24 protein-coding genes are annotated in these 16,232 nt (G+C 39.7%); all 24 read right to left on the bottom strand.

Annotated elements, in window-relative coordinates:
* Positions 1 to 4: 4 nt before the first annotated feature.
* The 24 genes from KCX82_RS11900 to KCX82_RS11785 all read right to left on the bottom strand — a co-directional run bounded on the left by KCX82_RS11900 (position 5) and on the right by KCX82_RS11785 (position 16,229).
* A complete protein-coding gene (locus KCX82_RS11900) occupies positions 5 to 427 on the bottom strand; it encodes an ArsR/SmtB family transcription factor (protein WP_227018690.1) in 423 nt (140 codons plus the stop codon).
* Between the two features lie 139 nt (positions 428 to 566).
* Positions 567 to 1,793: a permease gene (locus tag KCX82_RS11895; protein WP_227018689.1), complete on the bottom strand. Its 1,227-nt coding sequence runs from the start codon at positions 1,791 to 1,793 to the stop codon at positions 567 to 569.
* A 180-nt stretch (positions 1,794 to 1,973) separates the two neighbouring features.
* Positions 1,974 to 2,399: a MarR family winged helix-turn-helix transcriptional regulator gene (locus KCX82_RS11890; protein ID WP_227018688.1), complete on the bottom strand. Its 426-nt coding sequence runs from the start codon at positions 2,397 to 2,399 to the stop codon at positions 1,974 to 1,976.
* A gap of 109 nt (positions 2,400 to 2,508) precedes the next feature.
* A complete protein-coding gene (locus KCX82_RS11885; RefSeq protein WP_227018687.1) occupies positions 2,509 to 3,189 on the bottom strand; it encodes a hypothetical protein in 681 nt (226 codons plus the stop codon).
* A 384-nt stretch (positions 3,190 to 3,573) separates the two neighbouring features.
* Positions 3,574 to 3,738: a hypothetical protein gene (locus KCX82_RS11880; RefSeq protein ID WP_227018686.1), complete on the bottom strand. Its 165-nt coding sequence runs from the start codon at positions 3,736 to 3,738 to the stop codon at positions 3,574 to 3,576.
* 34 nt (positions 3,739 to 3,772) lie between these two features.
* Positions 3,773 to 4,675, bottom strand: a complete 903-nt coding sequence (locus KCX82_RS11875; RefSeq protein ID WP_227018685.1) for a permease — start codon at positions 4,673 to 4,675, stop codon at positions 3,773 to 3,775.
* Positions 4,676 to 4,894: 219 nt separating this feature from the next.
* Positions 4,895 to 5,920 (bottom strand): SPASM domain-containing protein, encoded by a 1,026-nt coding sequence (locus KCX82_RS11870; protein ID WP_227018684.1) that lies wholly within the window; start codon positions 5,918 to 5,920, stop codon positions 4,895 to 4,897.
* A gap of 28 nt (positions 5,921 to 5,948) precedes the next feature.
* Positions 5,949 to 6,293: a putative zinc-binding protein gene (locus KCX82_RS11865; RefSeq protein WP_227018683.1), complete on the bottom strand. Its 345-nt coding sequence runs from the start codon at positions 6,291 to 6,293 to the stop codon at positions 5,949 to 5,951.
* 278 nt (positions 6,294 to 6,571) lie between these two features.
* Positions 6,572 to 7,648, bottom strand: coding sequence for an ACR3 family arsenite efflux transporter (gene arsB, locus KCX82_RS11860; RefSeq protein WP_227018682.1), 1,077 nt, complete (start codon positions 7,646 to 7,648; stop codon positions 6,572 to 6,574).
* Between the two features lie 10 nt (positions 7,649 to 7,658).
* Positions 7,659 to 7,985: an ArsR/SmtB family transcription factor gene (locus tag KCX82_RS11855; RefSeq protein ID WP_227018791.1), complete on the bottom strand. Its 327-nt coding sequence runs from the start codon at positions 7,983 to 7,985 to the stop codon at positions 7,659 to 7,661.
* 120 nt (positions 7,986 to 8,105) lie between these two features.
* Positions 8,106 to 8,393 (bottom strand): ArsR/SmtB family transcription factor, encoded by a 288-nt coding sequence (locus KCX82_RS11850; protein WP_227018681.1) that lies wholly within the window; start codon positions 8,391 to 8,393, stop codon positions 8,106 to 8,108.
* A gap of 250 nt (positions 8,394 to 8,643) precedes the next feature.
* Positions 8,644 to 9,183, bottom strand: coding sequence for a DUF2703 domain-containing protein (locus tag KCX82_RS11845; RefSeq protein WP_227018680.1), 540 nt, complete (start codon positions 9,181 to 9,183; stop codon positions 8,644 to 8,646).
* Positions 9,184 to 9,277: 94 nt separating this feature from the next.
* On the bottom strand, positions 9,278 to 9,850 hold the full coding sequence (sigZ, locus tag KCX82_RS11840) for an RNA polymerase sigma factor SigZ (protein ID WP_227018679.1): 573 nt from the start codon (positions 9,848 to 9,850) through the stop codon (positions 9,278 to 9,280).
* Positions 9,851 to 9,885: 35 nt separating this feature from the next.
* Complete coding sequence (locus KCX82_RS11835) at positions 9,886 to 10,578, bottom strand: cytochrome c biogenesis CcdA family protein (RefSeq protein ID WP_227018678.1); 693 nt, start codon at positions 10,576 to 10,578, stop codon at positions 9,886 to 9,888.
* Positions 10,575 to 11,153, bottom strand: coding sequence for a thioredoxin family protein (locus KCX82_RS11830; RefSeq protein WP_227018677.1), 579 nt, complete (start codon positions 11,151 to 11,153; stop codon positions 10,575 to 10,577). The genes KCX82_RS11835 and KCX82_RS11830 overlap by 4 nt, the downstream gene beginning before the upstream one ends.
* A 150-nt stretch (positions 11,154 to 11,303) precedes the next feature.
* Positions 11,304 to 11,591, bottom strand: a complete 288-nt coding sequence (locus tag KCX82_RS11825; RefSeq protein ID WP_227018676.1) for a 4Fe-4S dicluster domain-containing protein — start codon at positions 11,589 to 11,591, stop codon at positions 11,304 to 11,306.
* Positions 11,592 to 11,620: 29 nt separating this feature from the next.
* Positions 11,621 to 12,607, bottom strand: coding sequence for a lipoate--protein ligase (locus tag KCX82_RS11820; protein ID WP_227018675.1), 987 nt, complete (start codon positions 12,605 to 12,607; stop codon positions 11,621 to 11,623).
* A 27-nt stretch (positions 12,608 to 12,634) separates the two neighbouring features.
* Positions 12,635 to 13,009 carry a putative zinc-binding protein gene (locus KCX82_RS11815; protein ID WP_227018674.1) on the bottom strand — a complete coding sequence of 125 codons (375 nt, stop codon included), beginning with the start codon at positions 13,007 to 13,009 and terminating at the stop codon, positions 12,635 to 12,637.
* Positions 13,010 to 13,081: 72 nt separating this feature from the next.
* The gene (locus KCX82_RS11810; RefSeq protein ID WP_227018673.1) at positions 13,082 to 13,486 is read right to left on the bottom strand and encodes a putative zinc-binding protein; all 405 of its coding nucleotides are present in this window, start codon (positions 13,484 to 13,486) and stop codon (positions 13,082 to 13,084) included.
* Positions 13,479 to 13,889: a putative zinc-binding protein gene (locus tag KCX82_RS11805; protein WP_227018672.1), complete on the bottom strand. Its 411-nt coding sequence runs from the start codon at positions 13,887 to 13,889 to the stop codon at positions 13,479 to 13,481. Before KCX82_RS11805 ends, KCX82_RS11810 begins: the two co-directional genes overlap by 8 nt.
* A complete protein-coding gene (locus tag KCX82_RS11800; protein ID WP_227018671.1) occupies positions 13,882 to 14,739 on the bottom strand; it encodes a putative zinc-binding protein in 858 nt (285 codons plus the stop codon). Before KCX82_RS11800 ends, KCX82_RS11805 begins: the two co-directional genes overlap by 8 nt.
* Positions 14,732 to 15,025: a 4Fe-4S dicluster domain-containing protein gene (locus KCX82_RS11795; RefSeq protein ID WP_227018670.1), complete on the bottom strand. Its 294-nt coding sequence runs from the start codon at positions 15,023 to 15,025 to the stop codon at positions 14,732 to 14,734. The genes KCX82_RS11800 and KCX82_RS11795 overlap by 8 nt, the downstream gene beginning before the upstream one ends.
* Positions 15,025 to 15,405 (bottom strand): hypothetical protein, encoded by a 381-nt coding sequence (locus KCX82_RS11790; RefSeq protein ID WP_227018669.1) that lies wholly within the window; start codon positions 15,403 to 15,405, stop codon positions 15,025 to 15,027. The genes KCX82_RS11795 and KCX82_RS11790 overlap by 1 nt, the downstream gene beginning before the upstream one ends.
* A 26-nt stretch (positions 15,406 to 15,431) precedes the next feature.
* Positions 15,432 to 16,229: an XdhC family protein gene (locus KCX82_RS11785; protein ID WP_227018668.1), complete on the bottom strand. Its 798-nt coding sequence runs from the start codon at positions 16,227 to 16,229 to the stop codon at positions 15,432 to 15,434.
* Between the last annotated feature and the right edge of the window lie 3 nt (positions 16,230 to 16,232).

The following is a 16,232-nucleotide window of genomic DNA, read 5'->3' as shown; positions in this document are numbered from 1 at the left end:
CTTACTAATCTTTTGTTTCACTCTTTACTTCATCCCACACATTACTTTCAGCTCCCACAACGCACTTACCATCAACTCTCATGGCTAATCGCTTCTGACAACGGGACACTTCATCTGACATTAGTTCTATTGGGATTGTCAATACAGTCTGGCGGACCTCCAAATCGAATGCATCATTTCTGCTTCTATAATGATAGAAGGTCCATCTGCCGTCTTTTTTCTCATAGATCAAACCAGCATTCTTAAGTATTTTCAAATGTTTTGATACATTGTATTGATTTTCTCCCAAAACATCTATGATTTCAGATACACTTATTTTGGAATCGATAGAAAGCAGCAGCCACATTATTTTAAGTCTAGTTATATCTGAAAGCGCCTTATATACCACTGTATAACGCTCCCAAGGATTTATTTCGTAATCTTCCATGATAATCCCCCCATATGCTCCTATATGCCCTATAATGCATATGTCAAGTATATGATGACAGCAAAAACTTGTCAATAATACCGGCCGTTTAAGTCACTAAGGAGAATAGCTTGCCGAATCGTACTGAGCCGTTGAATAATCATATAATTAGCATAAAAAGTATACCGCCTGTTGTTGCAAGAGTAAAAATCGTTAAGGCAAATGCAATTACCCCTTTTGGCTTTAGCATAGAAGATAAAATAGCGAGCTCTGGCAAACTTGCTCCTGTACCACCAATAAGCAGTGCCATAGCTGCTCCCATACTCATACCTTTTGCAAGTAAAGTCCCTAGCAATGGAATCGCCATTTCAATTCGCAGGTATAGCGGTACTCCTATGGCCGCTGCGATTGGGATTGCATACCAGGATCCGTTTCCTACATAGGTTTCTACAATTGTACTTGGAACAAACGCAAGGGTTATCCCACTAATTGCCGCACCCAGAATAGCATACGGTGTAATTTGTTTAAATAGCGCGGATGCAAATCGGAAAGCATTTCGAGCCTTTTCCCCATGATCCCCAGATGAAACAGCCGGTGCAGAGCAGCTGTTCGCTGAAGCAGCAGGCGCAGAGCAACCGCTCACTGCGACTACCTGTTTAGAGCAACACTTGACTTCATTTGGCTCTTCATTCTCTGTGCAAGCAATTGAAACTGATTCACTACAAGTTATTGGCTGTGTTTGATTGCAGCTACCGATAGTAATCACTTCCCGCCCGGAGCAACTCAGGGGCTCCTCCGTTGCCTCTTTTACACCACACGGAATGATAATTGGTTCGCTGCAAATCATTCTCTCAACTTTAGTAGAGCATGGAGATACCGTATTCTGGTTCGATCCACATCCACAACTGCTCTTGCTTCCCTTTCTTTTTTCTTCAGCAATTTCAGCCAGGTTTTTAACTTGATACTTGATTCTGCTGCGACCAATTGTCAGACCAGCTGTTATTGCACCGCCAAATACCCAAAGGAAATAAATCACGGCTATTTTCCAGCCAAAAGTACCAAATATAACTCCCACCACTACAAAGTTAGTAAGGGGCGCGGATATCAGAAATGGAAGTACCGTTGTAAATGGCGCCGACATCTCAATCATACCCATAGCCACTGGAACCATCGAAGCACTGCAAAAAGGAGTGAGAATTCCTAGCATTGCTCCCATGATTGCGCCGCTTACCGTATTTTGATTCTTTAATTTTTGTTGAAATTTTTCCTGTGGGATGTACTCTCTTACAAAACCAGTAAGTACAGAAATACCTGCAATAAGAACCACAAGGATCCATCCAACATGCCAGAATTCCGCGAGAGCAAGTTTCATCTGCTGTTCTAACATAATTACCTCCAATTTAAATGCTTATATGCCCTAATGCGCATATAAGCATTATATTGAATATGTTGATTTTTGTCAAGCTTTAACAAAAACAAATGAGTGTGGTTCAAGCGCCTGTTTATGGCTCACACTCATTTCAGATATAATTAAGCGATTTAATAGATAGTGGTCACGCCATATAAATTAACTTTTGGTAATTCCAGAAAATAGTCTTAACGCCGATTCAATTTCATTAATAGTACCGGGTTCCAGATTCCTGAGGATAGCTTCAATATGATTAATATATTGTCCTATAATTCTAGACATCACTTCTGTCCCTTTAACCGTTATGCAGACACAGCACACTCGTCCGTCGGCAGGGGAGGTCTTTCTAGTTGCATAACCCTTTTGCTCCAACCGATTTATAATTTTCGTGGCTCCACTCTTTGTAATGTTTAAGTAGTTCCCCACTTCCTGTACTGATATTTCTGCATTTTCGCTGATTTTCTTCAAAGCCATAAATTCTATAAAGGACAGGTCTTCGCAGCATTCACCATTCATACCGCGGCTGCCAAAGTCCCATGCAATTTCTTGAAGCGAATTATAAATCCCTAAAATCTGCTTATCCATACCAGTCTCCTTAAATTTAGTTTACTATGTCAACTAAATTATATTACATATTGTATCAATCATCAACGTTTAATTCGAAGTTTATAAAAGAAGATCGGCTTCGGATCTATTACAACCCTACTGTCATTTTCAGATTGCTTTCAGTAGAGGCTATATCTGGCATAGTAATGCGAACAAGTCCTCCCCCCAGCTTCGTTGTTTTATACCACAATGCGAAATCAACATTATGAATTTGCCCTCCGTCGACAATTTCAACATATACCTTTCCAAAATCCTCGCTGTATTCAAGGGCAACAATGGTGGTCCAATGCCATCGGTCGAGATTTTTCACTTCGCCATTGCACAAGTTTAGGAATGCCACCGGGGTATTGCAAATTAAAGCTTTCTCAATGAAATCCAATATTGTCCCAAAATCAGGGCGAGAATATCCATCCTTAGGAATATCCATATGTTCACAAACAAGATTTAGTCCTTTTCGTTTTGAATAGGTATGTATATATTTGCAAAACTTTATCGTTGAGGTTATTCCGTTTTGGGCAGGTGTTACATACTTCCATGCTTCTTCCATAAGAGATAACCCGAACTGCTTACTTTTATCTGTTTTACCCTGTGAAGCCTCGCTTGTCAGCTTAAGGTAAAAGAGTATGTTGCACGCTGTTGTCGGGCCGCAGCCAGTTTCCCTTTGTTCTTTTTCCGGATACCACTCTTGATTACATCCATAATAGGTGCAATCCTGATTTTCATCGATCAACTTAAATATATCCAAATTCGCAATTGATCTTGCAACCATATTCCCACACTCCCTTATATAGCTTTCCTTTCTCACCTTTGGTATCATTCAAAATCCAAGAGATATAGGCGTCTTTGATTATTGCACGTAAACTCAGCCGCCATTCATCTTGTGATATACGTGCATTTCATCATCATCATGAGCTTGATCAATCAAGACTCTTTTCTTATTAAGCGCAACGAAACCTGGGTATTACTTTATAGTTGATACCTCTGTGTTCTTAAAGCTTCATCACAGGTCGCTCCCTTACTTTCGCTGCAAAAAAATGTTATTGTTTGCCCTTTTGCTATTTCTCTGCAATTTTTAAATAGTAAATAAACAAAAAATAAATTTCATTTCACCGAACCAAAAAGCGTTAATCTTATGCCGAAGGATCAATGTCCTTCAGCAACAGCTATTTTTTTCGTCTGGCATACTGCTGTCATTTTTGTCACCATCTTTTTCTTCCGGGATTTCCTCAATCTCTACATTGCAGCAGCACGAGCTTTTGCTCTTTTTATTTCCGCCCAGTCGACCAAAGATACCTTTTTTCTCATTTTCATTACTCATAATTAAATCCCCTCTCATTGTTTTTTTATATCATTTATATGCTAACAGGAAGCAAGTTAAAAATCAGTCCGGATACTACTGCTGAAATAAAGACGATAATGATAAACGCTATGATAATTTTCTTCTTGAAGATGCTGGCAAGCATCGTTAATTCAGGAATCGCAATACCAGCTCCACTGATAATCAAAGCTATAACTGCACCCATACTAGCGCCTTTTTGTAACAAGGCCAATCCGATCGGGATCGCTGCTTCAACACGAATGTACAAAGGCATTCCGATTAAAGCAACAACGATAACTGAAAACGGATTATCGCGACCTGCTACTTTCGCCAAAAGGTCTGTGGGTAAATAGCCATAGATTGCCGCACCAATCGCAACCCCTATAATCATGTATATAAATACCCCTTTGAAATCACTCAAGGCTCTATAAAAAGCTGCTTTCAGCCTGTTTTTAACCCCAACAGGCAATTCCTCACCCTGGCCATGCAATCCGCCCTTTATACGTACGTTCTTAACTTGATTGGACCATCCCATCTTCTCAAAGACAACTCCGAATATAACAGCAAAAGCGGAAGTTAAAATCAGAAAACCGATTGCAACTTTCCAACCTAAAAACGTGCCAAGTAAAATGAATACCAACGGATCCATCAGCGGCGACGCGATAACAAATGACATAACTGTACCGAAGTTAACTCCCGCTTCTAAAAGTCCAAGCGTCATCGGAACCGTGGAACACGCACAAAATGGTGTTACCGCTCCAAATAGTACCGCCATTATATTTCCGAAGATGCCCTTGCCAGATAACCAGTTTTTTATTTTGTCCTGCGGTATATACATCAATACGAATGCAATTATCGTACTGATTCCAATAAACAAAACTACCAGTTCCGCCATTATCGTTATAAAATATTGAATTGTAACCATTAAACTGTTCATCCGTGTTTGCCTCCCTTAGATATTATTTCCTCATTTTGGTTTCCTATGTCAACTATTATATTTCATTTGGTTTCCACTGTCAACCATTTTCATTCTAATATTCTATGCTTTCCTCATGCATTTGCTACTTTATTTGCAAACAAAAAATCAACAGCAAGAATCGCCATCGATTTTTTGCGAGGAGTTAATGAAAAGCTGGGAGTTTATTCATTACAGATATTACGGACATCTGGCGAAACCCTCTGCCCAAAGGCACCCGCCACAAGTCGGAAATTGATTGCCGTAACAATCTTCGCTGTTATCATCTACATAATTGCAATGACCGCAAATCGTGCAAGGTGAAAAGTCAAATTTTCTTACCCTGCTCCTAAAATCAAAGTAATCCTTGTTATTCCATATGTCAGTAATCTTACTTTCTTTGGCATTTCCAAATGAACAGTGCTCGATTCTTCTTTCGGTATCTGACAGATATGTAATGTTATTATGAAGAAGGGCCATGCACGGGCTGAATTCTCCATCCCACCGGATGAACAGGCAGTTATCATTAATAAAATTGCAATGTCCGGATTTTCGGACTATGCTATTTTCTCCGATTCTTAGCAAGCTGGCATTTTGAAATACTTCACCAAGAATCCCTTTCACTTGCGGCTTCTCAAAATCCATGATAGGGAGACTAATGATCGGCTGGAATGTACTCCTCACATCAAACAGATCTTCCGACTTATTGCCGCATACCAAAGAATTGGAATATAGAACCTCATCCCTCATATTCTTATCGAACGGTATCACGTTGGAAATTTTTAATTCACTGGCGTGTAAGGAGTTCGTCAATTTTATTAACTCCGGTATTTGATGGACGTTGCTTTTCATAGCAACAAAAGCAATCCCAAGTTTGGTCTTCCCGCCGAACCTGTACTTTAGTTGATTAAACAGTTTCAGGCTATCTATGACCTCATTGTAATTTGATCCGGATCTAATTTCTTCATAGCTTTCTTGACTTGCACCGTCTAAAGAAACCCAAAGCGTATCAATATTCATAGATAAAAGCTTTTTAATCAACGTCTCATCTAAGAATGTCCCATTTGTTATTACTTCAACTTTCTTATTGGTATTAACTGCGGCTTTCAGCATTGTCAAGATATTGGGGTTCGAAAACGGTTCCGCTATCCCCCCGAAAAAAATAGTTTCTACGCTATCAATCTCTTCAATTTCCTTTATAATTTTTCTATACAGGTCTGGATCCATATCTCCGAAAATTTCGTCAAACCACGTATTACTTATTATTCAATAATTTGTCAATTACTTCTTGCACTAAGTTTACCTCTTCGTCAATATTTAATAGCACTTCATATTTTTCATTATTCCTGGGATCAAAATCCTTTGTAATGGTGATGACTTCATCAGGTTTCATTCTGGCCATCTCAAATTCCTTTAAGGAACATTCGGATGGGCAACCATTTAAGGAAATATACTTCTCTTCAACACCCTTTTCGTTCTCAATCAAATATAAATTAGGCAGGACACGTATTGTTTCATCATCCACGAAAAACTCAGCTACCGTTTTGGTCATCATACTGACATTGCAACGACCTGGGCAAGGTAAAATTCCAATCTTCATAATGCTCTATTCCTTTCTCTGCGCTCACACACAATCTGAAACATACGAAACACGTGATTAGAGCGTTATTTTGTAACTGTATTTCAATTCAATACTGCCAGATTATATTGAGATGTAGGATCTATGTATACCTTTTTTATATGATCCGGTTTGATTTCATGTTCAGTATTAAATTCCGTCTCGTATTTTATTAGCATAATTCTTCCTCTTTGCTATAGTAATTGCCCCAGTATGTTCTAGGGCAATTACTATATTTTATCATTTAATAATTCAATCGTTTACTTTTTATGTTTCGGAAGCCCGTTTTCATCATAGTATTTATTTTTAAACAGCAATGCTACATTTACAAGTCCGATCATTACCGGCACTTCAACGAGTGGCCCGATTACGGCCGCGAAAGCCTGGCCGCTGCTGATGCCGAAGATGGATACTGCAACTGCGATTGCAAGCTCGAAATTATTGCTTGCCGCGGTAAATGCCAATGTTACAGTCTGACCATATTCAAATCCGCTCCTCATTGACATAAAGAAGCTGACGAAGAACATGATTGCAAAGTAGATCAGAAGCGGAATAGCGATTCTAACAACATCCATCGGTAGCTGTACAATATACTGACCTTTAAGCGTAAACATGATTACAATCGTATACAACAATGCAATCAGTGCGACCGGCGAGATCTTAGGAATGAATACCTTTTCATACCATTCCTTTCCTCTAGTCGAAATCAGTGAGAATCTGGTGATCAATCCTGCTGCAAAAGGAATTCCAAGGTAAACCAGTACGCTCTTTGCAACATCACCCATACTGATATCTACCGCAACTCCTCCAAAGCCCAAACCAAGTAGTTTTGGGACTAAAGTAACGAAGAAGTATATATAGACGGAATATAATAAGATCTGGAAAATAGAATTCAGTGCTACCAAAGCGGCACAATATTCGTTGTCGCCCTTGGCAAGTGTATTCCACACAATAACCATAGCGATACAACGAGCCAAACCGATGATAATCAATCCAACAGCATAATCCGCCATATCCGGAAGGAAAATAGCAGCCAGGACAAACATTAAAATCGGTCCAATGATCCAGTTCTGCAGAAGCGAGAATCCGAATACTTTTTTATTTTCAGTTACTTTACCGATTTCTTCATACTTTACCTTGGCAAGGGGAGGATACATCATTATGATAAGTCCAATGGCGATTGGCCATGAAGTCGTTCCGGTGCTCATCCCCTCTAATGTAGTGGCAAGCGAAGGGACGGTATACCCTGCAAATACTCCAATTGCCATGGCAATAAAAATCCATAATGTCAGATACCTATCAAGAAACGATAGCCTTTCATGTTTTTCAATACTCATACAAACCTCCTTAACAATCAATGTATTTCTTTTTGAACCACACAGCAAGGTTACTCAAATCCATTTTATAAATTTCGTTGTTTCTAAGGTTTTTTAATATTAAATCGTTTATGAATTCCGTATCCGGGTTTTTTGCGATAGAGTAATACACCCACTGCGCTTTTTTTCTACTTTCTATCAAACCGGCTTTTTTTAAATAGCCGAGATGTCTGGATACTTTCGTTTGCAGAATACCCAATGATTCTTCAAGATCACAGACACATAACTCTTTTTCATAAAGCAAGTTCAATATTCTTAACCGTGTTTCATCTGATAATGCTTTTAGGACATTAACAATATCCAGTGTAACAACCCCCTAACCAAGTATTATATTTACAAATATATATATTCGTTTACACGAATATACTACCACTATCCAAATAAATTGTCCATCGATAATCAATGATTCAACAAAGAGTTATAAACATTTTCCTTTTATATCAGATAGAAATTCCATTAATATATTTATTTTCTCTTTGATAATGCTATAATTCATCAGTGCCCCTTCCCGTTTGGAATCAACTAATCCACACTCGGTTAATATTTTCATATGATAAGAAAGTGTAGGTTGAGTTATATTAAAGGATTCAAGTATTTTACAGGCACACATTTCTTTACTACAGAGCATTTCAACAATTCTTAATCTTGTTTCATCGGATAATGCTTTAAACATCAAAGAATAATCCTTATATAAATTCTCACTCATATCTCACCCTCCGCTTATTCAATAACATACTTCAGATTACAGACTAATTGGATCAATCCAGACAAGGAATTAAAGTGTAACAAGAGGTACTATCTTTTAAAAACTTAGTTGAATCTGTCAACCATATTATAGATTTAAGTAGTTGATGATGTCAACCTTTTGGTTTTTTAATTCTACGCAAAGCGGCTACCGAACATCAGCAGCCGCCTTGCATAACACTATTTGCGTTTTATTATAAGCAATATATATTTTACTTTTTATCCATCGCTTCATAGAATTTCTTCAGGTTATTCGGCAGGGTATATTCCGGTTCTACCCTCCCGTTTTCGCTCCCGCCATACACTTCTTTTAGTATCGCTTCTATAATCATTGCTTTTGGAGCAACTGTATACTCTTTTCCTTGGTATACCCAAACCCGGCAGTCTACTTCATCCCCACATAAATCGCCACAGGACTCGCATAAGCTTTCTTTGACATCAATCTGTATATCTCGTCCGTTCACGCGGATCGTAGGGGAGCTGATAAACTTATGCTGCACAGCAAGCTCTTCACTGACAACATTTATTTTATTTACCTCCACTTCAACACCTGTAGCCTTCAGAACCGTCGATACTTCCAAAAGAGCCTCATCAAGGCTTGTATCTGTTCCCTGACAGCGCGCGCAAACGTTCAAATCAAGGAACAGAAAGTCAATGATTATCCGCTTTTCCTCCATTTCGTTTTTCGCAGGTTCTTCACAGCAGCCAGAACCGCAAGAACAGCACCCTGCCGAATTCATTCTTTTAACCATTTAAAAAATCTCCTTTCTATAGGTCGTCACTTCGACTTAACATATATAAAGACATGGCAAAAAGAAAAAGGACGCAGGTTTTCAAAACTTTCTATTAACAAAATTTACAATCATCGCTTTTATGTTTATAGTCAACAACATTTCCACGGCGATCAAATTCAAGCTGGCAGCAACACAAAAGCATTTCCTTCAGCTTTCCTCTTGCCCGTTGAACCCTTGACTTAGCTCCGGAAGCAGATAAACCGGTCCTCTCGCCCAGTTCCTTCTGGGTTAGATTGTGATATTCTGTTAAAAGAATAGCTTCTTTGTATTTTTCCGGCAGGTACATGATCATAGATTTTAAGCATTGTGCAATCTCTTCGTTTGCAGTTGATTCATCATCAGTCACGCTAGCTAATTCCTCTGGCGTTTCGAAGACCTCCGTTTCAAATTTTTTTATCCGATAGAAATCCGCGATAGAATTTTTTGCAATTGTATAGATCCAGGAGTTCAATTTGTCAACGTCTCTTAAGCCACCAATGTTCGTTTGTATTTTATAAAACACGTTCTGCAGAATATCCTCTGCATCTTGATCGCTTTTCACACGTAATTTAATAAACCTCTTAAGGGGTTTGCTTAACTCTTCCCACATTTTTTCAATCTGTGCCGCATCTGATTTTTCCTGCATCATCCACCTCATCTGAATAATACTCTCATATCTTTTTAGAATCCCATATAAAACATATAAAACGCAATCAATAGTATTACTGTTCCCATCGCATATTTAAGCAATTTGCTGAAGGCACCATATTTTCTGCTGGAAGTTACCTTGTTTACGAATCCAATTGATGTTCCCGCAATCAATACCAGCGTGCTATGGCCAATTGAGTAAAGTAAGAGAAGAACAACGCCCCATAATATATTGCCACTTCGGGCAACGATACCCAGCAAAACAACTAAAACCGGGGTAGCGCAAGGTGAGGAGAACATCCCGCCTAATATTCCTGCAATGAATGCCCCTATATAACCTTTTTTTGTTGTTTTGCTTGTAAGGTATGTTGGGGGGATAAAATAGTATATTTCCCATGTTTGCAGTGCCATTAACAGCATCAAGATACCAAGAGCAATATACCACCACCTGCTGGAAGTCCCCATTAGATTGCCTAGCAACGAAGCAGCTGTACCAAGAGCAGTGAATGTGGCTGCCATACCAAGAGCAAACGTAGCTGATAATCTAAATGCTTTTTTCGGATCGTTGTTGCCGGTACCCCCGACATATCCTATCACGAGAGGGACACTCGACAGTGCGCACGGAGTAACGGAAGTTAGCACTCCTGCAAGCAGTGCCAATAGCGGTGCCAGCCAAAAACTCTCAGCTATGAGTGCCGACAACATTTCAAGAAATTGATTGATCATTCCTCCAGCCCCATCTCCGCAAGAACCCCGCGCATCATATCCTCCGTCATGCCACCTTCATGAGTTGTAAATATATGCTCGTTGGTATCCTGAGAAGTATACAACGTCATTCCAGATGCCTGGGGATCAGATGGTGTATATGGGTTGCCGTCCTTATCAAAAAGCATTTGAGTTGGTATTACGCTAAGCGGATAGTCTTGTGCCAAGTCCGGATACTTCCATACATCTACAAACCGAATAATGGCCTTACCTTGCAGCTCAGCATTGAGTTTCTCTAAAACTGGCGCCATTTCCTTGCAAGGGATACACGAATCGGAACCAAAATCGATTATGATTGGCACTCCGTAGGATTTAAGTTTTTCAAGATCCAGTGCCTCTGTTACATTAAGTGCAAAATCAGGATTAATATCTTTGGTTTCTGTTATACTGCCTGAATCTATATTATTGTCAGCGCCTTTCTCAACATCCGCGTTTTTAACGAACCATAACGTAACAAGGACTGCAATTATAATGATTATGATTACAATTTTTATTACCAAGCTTTTCGGCGTGCTTACGTTTTGATTGTTTGCCATTGTATGTAATCCTCCAAATTTAATATGTTTAACAACACGAACCGCAGCAGTCTTTGCCGCATTTTTTATGACATAAAACTACTACAGCAACGGTTACCAAAGCAAGCGGTAACAATACAAACTTAAAATTAGACTTTTTCACTTGTTCCATTAGCAATTTCCTCCGCAACCACAACCAGAACCGCAGCCGCAATCCACATTATCGGAACTTTTTCCATTTGGCGGCGTCCAACCAGTATTATCACCAACATAAGTAATTGCACCTACCGGGCATCGGTTGCCGCATCCATGGCATTTGTAAATGCATTTTTCCGGTTTAATTACAACTGGAGTTGGTGCTTTTTCTTTCGCATAAACACCATGAGGACATTTCTCCACACAAGTTCCGCACTCCGTACATTTTACAAAATCAATAACAGGATACCATTTTTTAAACATTATTTCCTAACCTCCTCAATATTTAACTACTAAAAAAGCAGCTTAACAAACTCATTATTATCTAGTGAAAGGATATAATCAGAAATACTAATATTACACAAGATAGCTTCTAATTCAGACTTATCATATCGCTTATTTATAAATTGTTGTTCGAGTTCTTCGATAGGCTTGACTTCAAAAAAATCTCCATATAGTTTGCAGTGTTCAATCTTCCCACCCTTGATATTCAATGCCAAGGTTACATTTCCAGCATTAAACCAGATTTCTTTTTCATAATTCATCGACGGCGACTGTCCAAAGTTCCACTCCCAGGTGCTGTACTTTTTATTTTTAAGCAGTGTGATTGCCGAAATATCTTCATCAGACAGTTTATAGTTTTGGATGTTTTTTTCGTTTTCACCAAACATACTGATGATTAGGGCTTCACGAAAATCAGGCAGTGAAACTGTTTCCTCAACATACTCACTGATATTGGTCACTCTGCTTTTAACAGACTGGATTCCTTTTGATTCAATCTTTTCTTTTTTTACGTTCAGTGCCAATGATAAAATGTTTAAATCACTTGAAAACAGGAGTGTACCATGATGGAGAACCTTTTCCTTGTAAAAATACTGCGCATTCCCCGAAATCTTTTTACCGTCTATCAAAATATCATTCCTGCCATTGAAGGTTGCCTCTATACCAAACTTCTCTAAGCACGATATAACCGGCAAAGCAAAAAAAGAAAAATCATTTTTGTGCTGGCCATCATTCTTGATAATAGTGTAATTAAGGTTTCCCAGATCGTGGTAAACAGCACCGCCTCCAGACATACGTCTGACAATATTTATATTATTCTTCTTTACATAATCGAGATCTATTTCCTCATATGTATTCTGATTCTTTCCAACCACGATCGTCGGCTCATTTTGCCAGAGGATTAAGATGTCTTCATTTAAGTCCCTATATTTTACAAAATACTCTTCCAGTGCTAGATTGAAATACGGATCCGTGGAATCATTGATGATATTAATCAAGCCCTTACCCCCTGCGTTACAGCCTGCTTATGCATCTGCCAGAAGATCTTTGATTGCGGTGATAACTTTTTCCAACTCCTCCGGGCTGTAATTAATACTGTTTTCCCGTTCGATGCCAAGGCTTGTAACTAAAAAATGCTTTTGTACACTTATACCCGAATCATCGAGGATCTTTTTACCACAACCTTTGTCACATCCTTCGATCAAGATCCATTCACTGGCAAATTCATTTGCCTCAGCCAGCCTCTGCTTGTCTTTTTCCGGGGCCTTTTCACCTGCTAGTCGAATGAACTTTCCATTTCCATCCTTTGTTAATACACTTACCGCTTTATACGCCATCAATGAGACATTCGATCCTCCTGGGCAGGTGGTAAAGCATTGAACGCGATCATCGTTATCCATTAATTGAATCCTCCCTTATTACCTTAAGGATTTATTATAAGGCATCAATAATTTATTTGACGTTATGTTAATTTACTCAGCTAATACTTCATCTACCTTTTTGCATATTTCTTTTGCTATGTTATTCGCCATATGGTAGTGTTCTTCTTTTAAATCCCTGGCAGAAACTACTTTGGAAAGGGCAATATCTTCTCCAAGTAATTCTGAAAGAACAAGAGCATCCTTTACCTCACCGCTGTACTTCAATGTAGCTCTTTTCGCACAGCACTTGTCACAACCGTCTACAGCGATAACAGGATACTCTTTGGCAAATTCACGTTCCTCATCACCGCCGGCAATGTAAAGAGGCAGACAGAGTGACACTACTTTTCCTTTCCGCAGCGTTTCCATAACCTTTCTTGTTGCCAATCTGGAAAGTGTCCCACCTAGGCACTCCTCTCCGCTGCATGATATTACTCCAACTTGGATATCAGACATTTACCTTTTCCTCCTCTATCAGTTCTGCAACTTTTGCAGAGATTTTTTCCGCAAGCTCATCAACAATCTTCCAGCCATCTTCAGTCAATGCTGTACCTGTTCCTGCATTGACGCCCTTGTGATTACGCATTTCATCAACTACGCGATATTTTGCCTTTACGATCCCTCCTGATTGCTCCACGCTTTTAGCAGAGCAAAGAGCAGGGCATCCGTCTACTGTAACGCACGTGCATCCCTCAACCTTTTCCCTGGCAGAGTCATCACCTGTTACAATATACGCAAGACATACCGTCTCAGCTGTATCCGGAGACAGATTGTTAGTAACTTGCAGCACGGCCTCCCTTGACATTAATCCAAATACCTTACCAATGCCGCTGCAAGGAATTATTTTAACTTTAGACATGAAATTCATCTACCTTTCGTTTAAGCACTGGATAGTATCCATCGAAATCATGGAGCAAATCCTTATCGCTTTCAAAATCTGACAGTTCCAACTCTGCGATCCATCCCTCCTCATAGGGATTTTGATTGATCAGTTCCGGCGCCTCTATCAGTTTTTCGTTGATTGCAGTAATTTTTCCTCCTACTGGAGACACGATTTCAAAAACTGCTTTGCCGGATTCAATGGAACCGGCTTCTTCAAACTGCTCAATTTCATTACCGATGGAAGCCGGAGTAAAAAACATGATATCGGACAGGCTTTTTTGCACGTAGTCCGTGACGCCAATACGTGCCCTATTTCCCACGACATAAGCCCACACATCATTTTCATTAAAAAAGAAACCAGGTTCTTTCGGCACACGGAAAACAAATTTGTCTTTTTTATAAGAATCATAGGTAAGGTTTGCAGGGAAGGAAATTGAATCCTCAGAACTGGCTATAGCGTCCTGTTCGGTTGTAAGTTTTTCAGAAATCACTTTTATAAGCTTTAATTCATTCTCACCGATATGCAGATTATTGCTTAAAGTTATACCGTTGTCTTTTGCTTCCTCTGTAACATTTATTTTCTCAGCTATTTTTAAGTTTTTCTCTGCGGCAAGCTTGCTTGCGCAGCGCGTTGAGCAGCCATCAATAACAAGCAAAGGTTTCTCCTGCGCCAGTTTGTTATATTTCGCATCTGCCACCCGGTAGAAAACAGGGCAGATGATTTCACTTTCAGTGTTTTCTAAAAGCGTGATGGCAACTTCTTTCGAGACACATCCCGCACATTTATCCAACCCATTACAGGGAAGTATGGCGTATGATTTACTCATTTTCCTCCGCTTCCTTTCTGATCTTTTTTATATAAGTTGTGGTTTCATTTTTGTTTGGAAAATCGATCGCATCCAATCCGCAGGTCTTCCCGCAAGCACGGCAGAACACGACACAGTTATCAGGATTTTTAACAGTAAACTTTTGCTCTTCGTTCTCATGAACTTCGAATACATTGTGAGGGCAAAATTCAACACACTCCATGCAGTAATTGCATTTATTAAAGTCAATGCGGGGACTCCAGTCGATTTTATCTCTTGGAACACCCATAAAGGTTGATTCACTCATTACTCTACCTCCTCAAATCCCAATTCTTTTACCGCGTTCTTCACGATTTCAAAGGCTTTTTCGTTGGTCATATCTCTGATATCCAGCATGACCGCATCCTTCTCCACATCAAGCCCTGCATCCTTGAACGCCTGTTTAAACATCTTTTTCTGCATATTAGGCGCACAAGCTCCGATAATAACCTTTCTATGCGCTTTTAAGTAATCGGCAAGAAACCGGTCTCCATCCTCTTCGCAAAGCTGCGGATGAATGAATCCGTATTCAACCGGCAATTCAACTCTTACCTGATTGATAAAATCCCAAATGTCCATTGCTTGAAATCCAGGGCACTTCCCTGTGCAAACACACATAATAAATCCATACTTATCTTTTTCTTCCATGACGTATACCTCCTGATTATAAATTATTATCTAATATCCATGCGGGATTTCCCTGTACCACTGTTTTTAACCATTAATATCTCGGCCAATATTGAAAACGCAACCTCCTCGGGAGACATATCGCAGATATCCAGCCCAACGGGACAATGGATCTGCTCAATCAGTTCCCGGCCAATGCCTTCTGCCTCTAGCTGACGGTACATTTCTGTGGTCTTTCTCATACTGCCAAGCATACCTAAATAAGCAAAACGCTTTTGCAGGATACCCTTAAGGGCTGATTTATCCTGAGTATGCGTTGATGCGCAACATATGTAGTAAGCCCCATCGCGGATATTTCCATTTAAAATTCCCGCCTCATAAGCCTCACATGGGATAAAACGCTCCGCAAGTTCTATCTGATCTTGAATCTGGTCTATTGCGCGGTTATCAATTAATATAGTTTCAAAATGCAGATTTTTAGCCAGACGCAGCACAGCACTTCCTACGTGCCCACCTCCACAGATCACAAGCTGCAACAAAGGGCGAACCACTTCTACAAGTATGCTTACTTTAAAGCTACACCCCAAACCTGGTTCTTCATAAGTAGGCTTATGATCGTAATGCTTAAAGAAACTCTGTCCGTCTTTAATTGCTTTTGCAGAATCTTCAAGCGCTTGCCGCTCAAGTTCGCCGCCTCCAATCGTACCAAAAGTTGCTCCATCCTCAAGCAGGAGCATCTTCTTCCCGAGCTTGCAAGGTGTGGTACCCTCTGACTCCGCCACTGTTAACATTGCATATGAGATGCCTGCCTTTTTTGCTCTTAATTGTTCTTGCAGGATTTCCATAAT

It is taken from the genome of Sinanaerobacter chloroacetimidivorans (assembly GCF_018128545.1).
GTDB classification, from domain to species: Bacteria; Bacillota; Clostridia; order Peptostreptococcales; family Anaerovoracaceae; genus Sinanaerobacter; species Sinanaerobacter chloroacetimidivorans.
The sequence above is the reverse complement of the archived record's forward strand: the minus strand, read 5'-3'. Positions and strand labels throughout refer to the sequence as shown.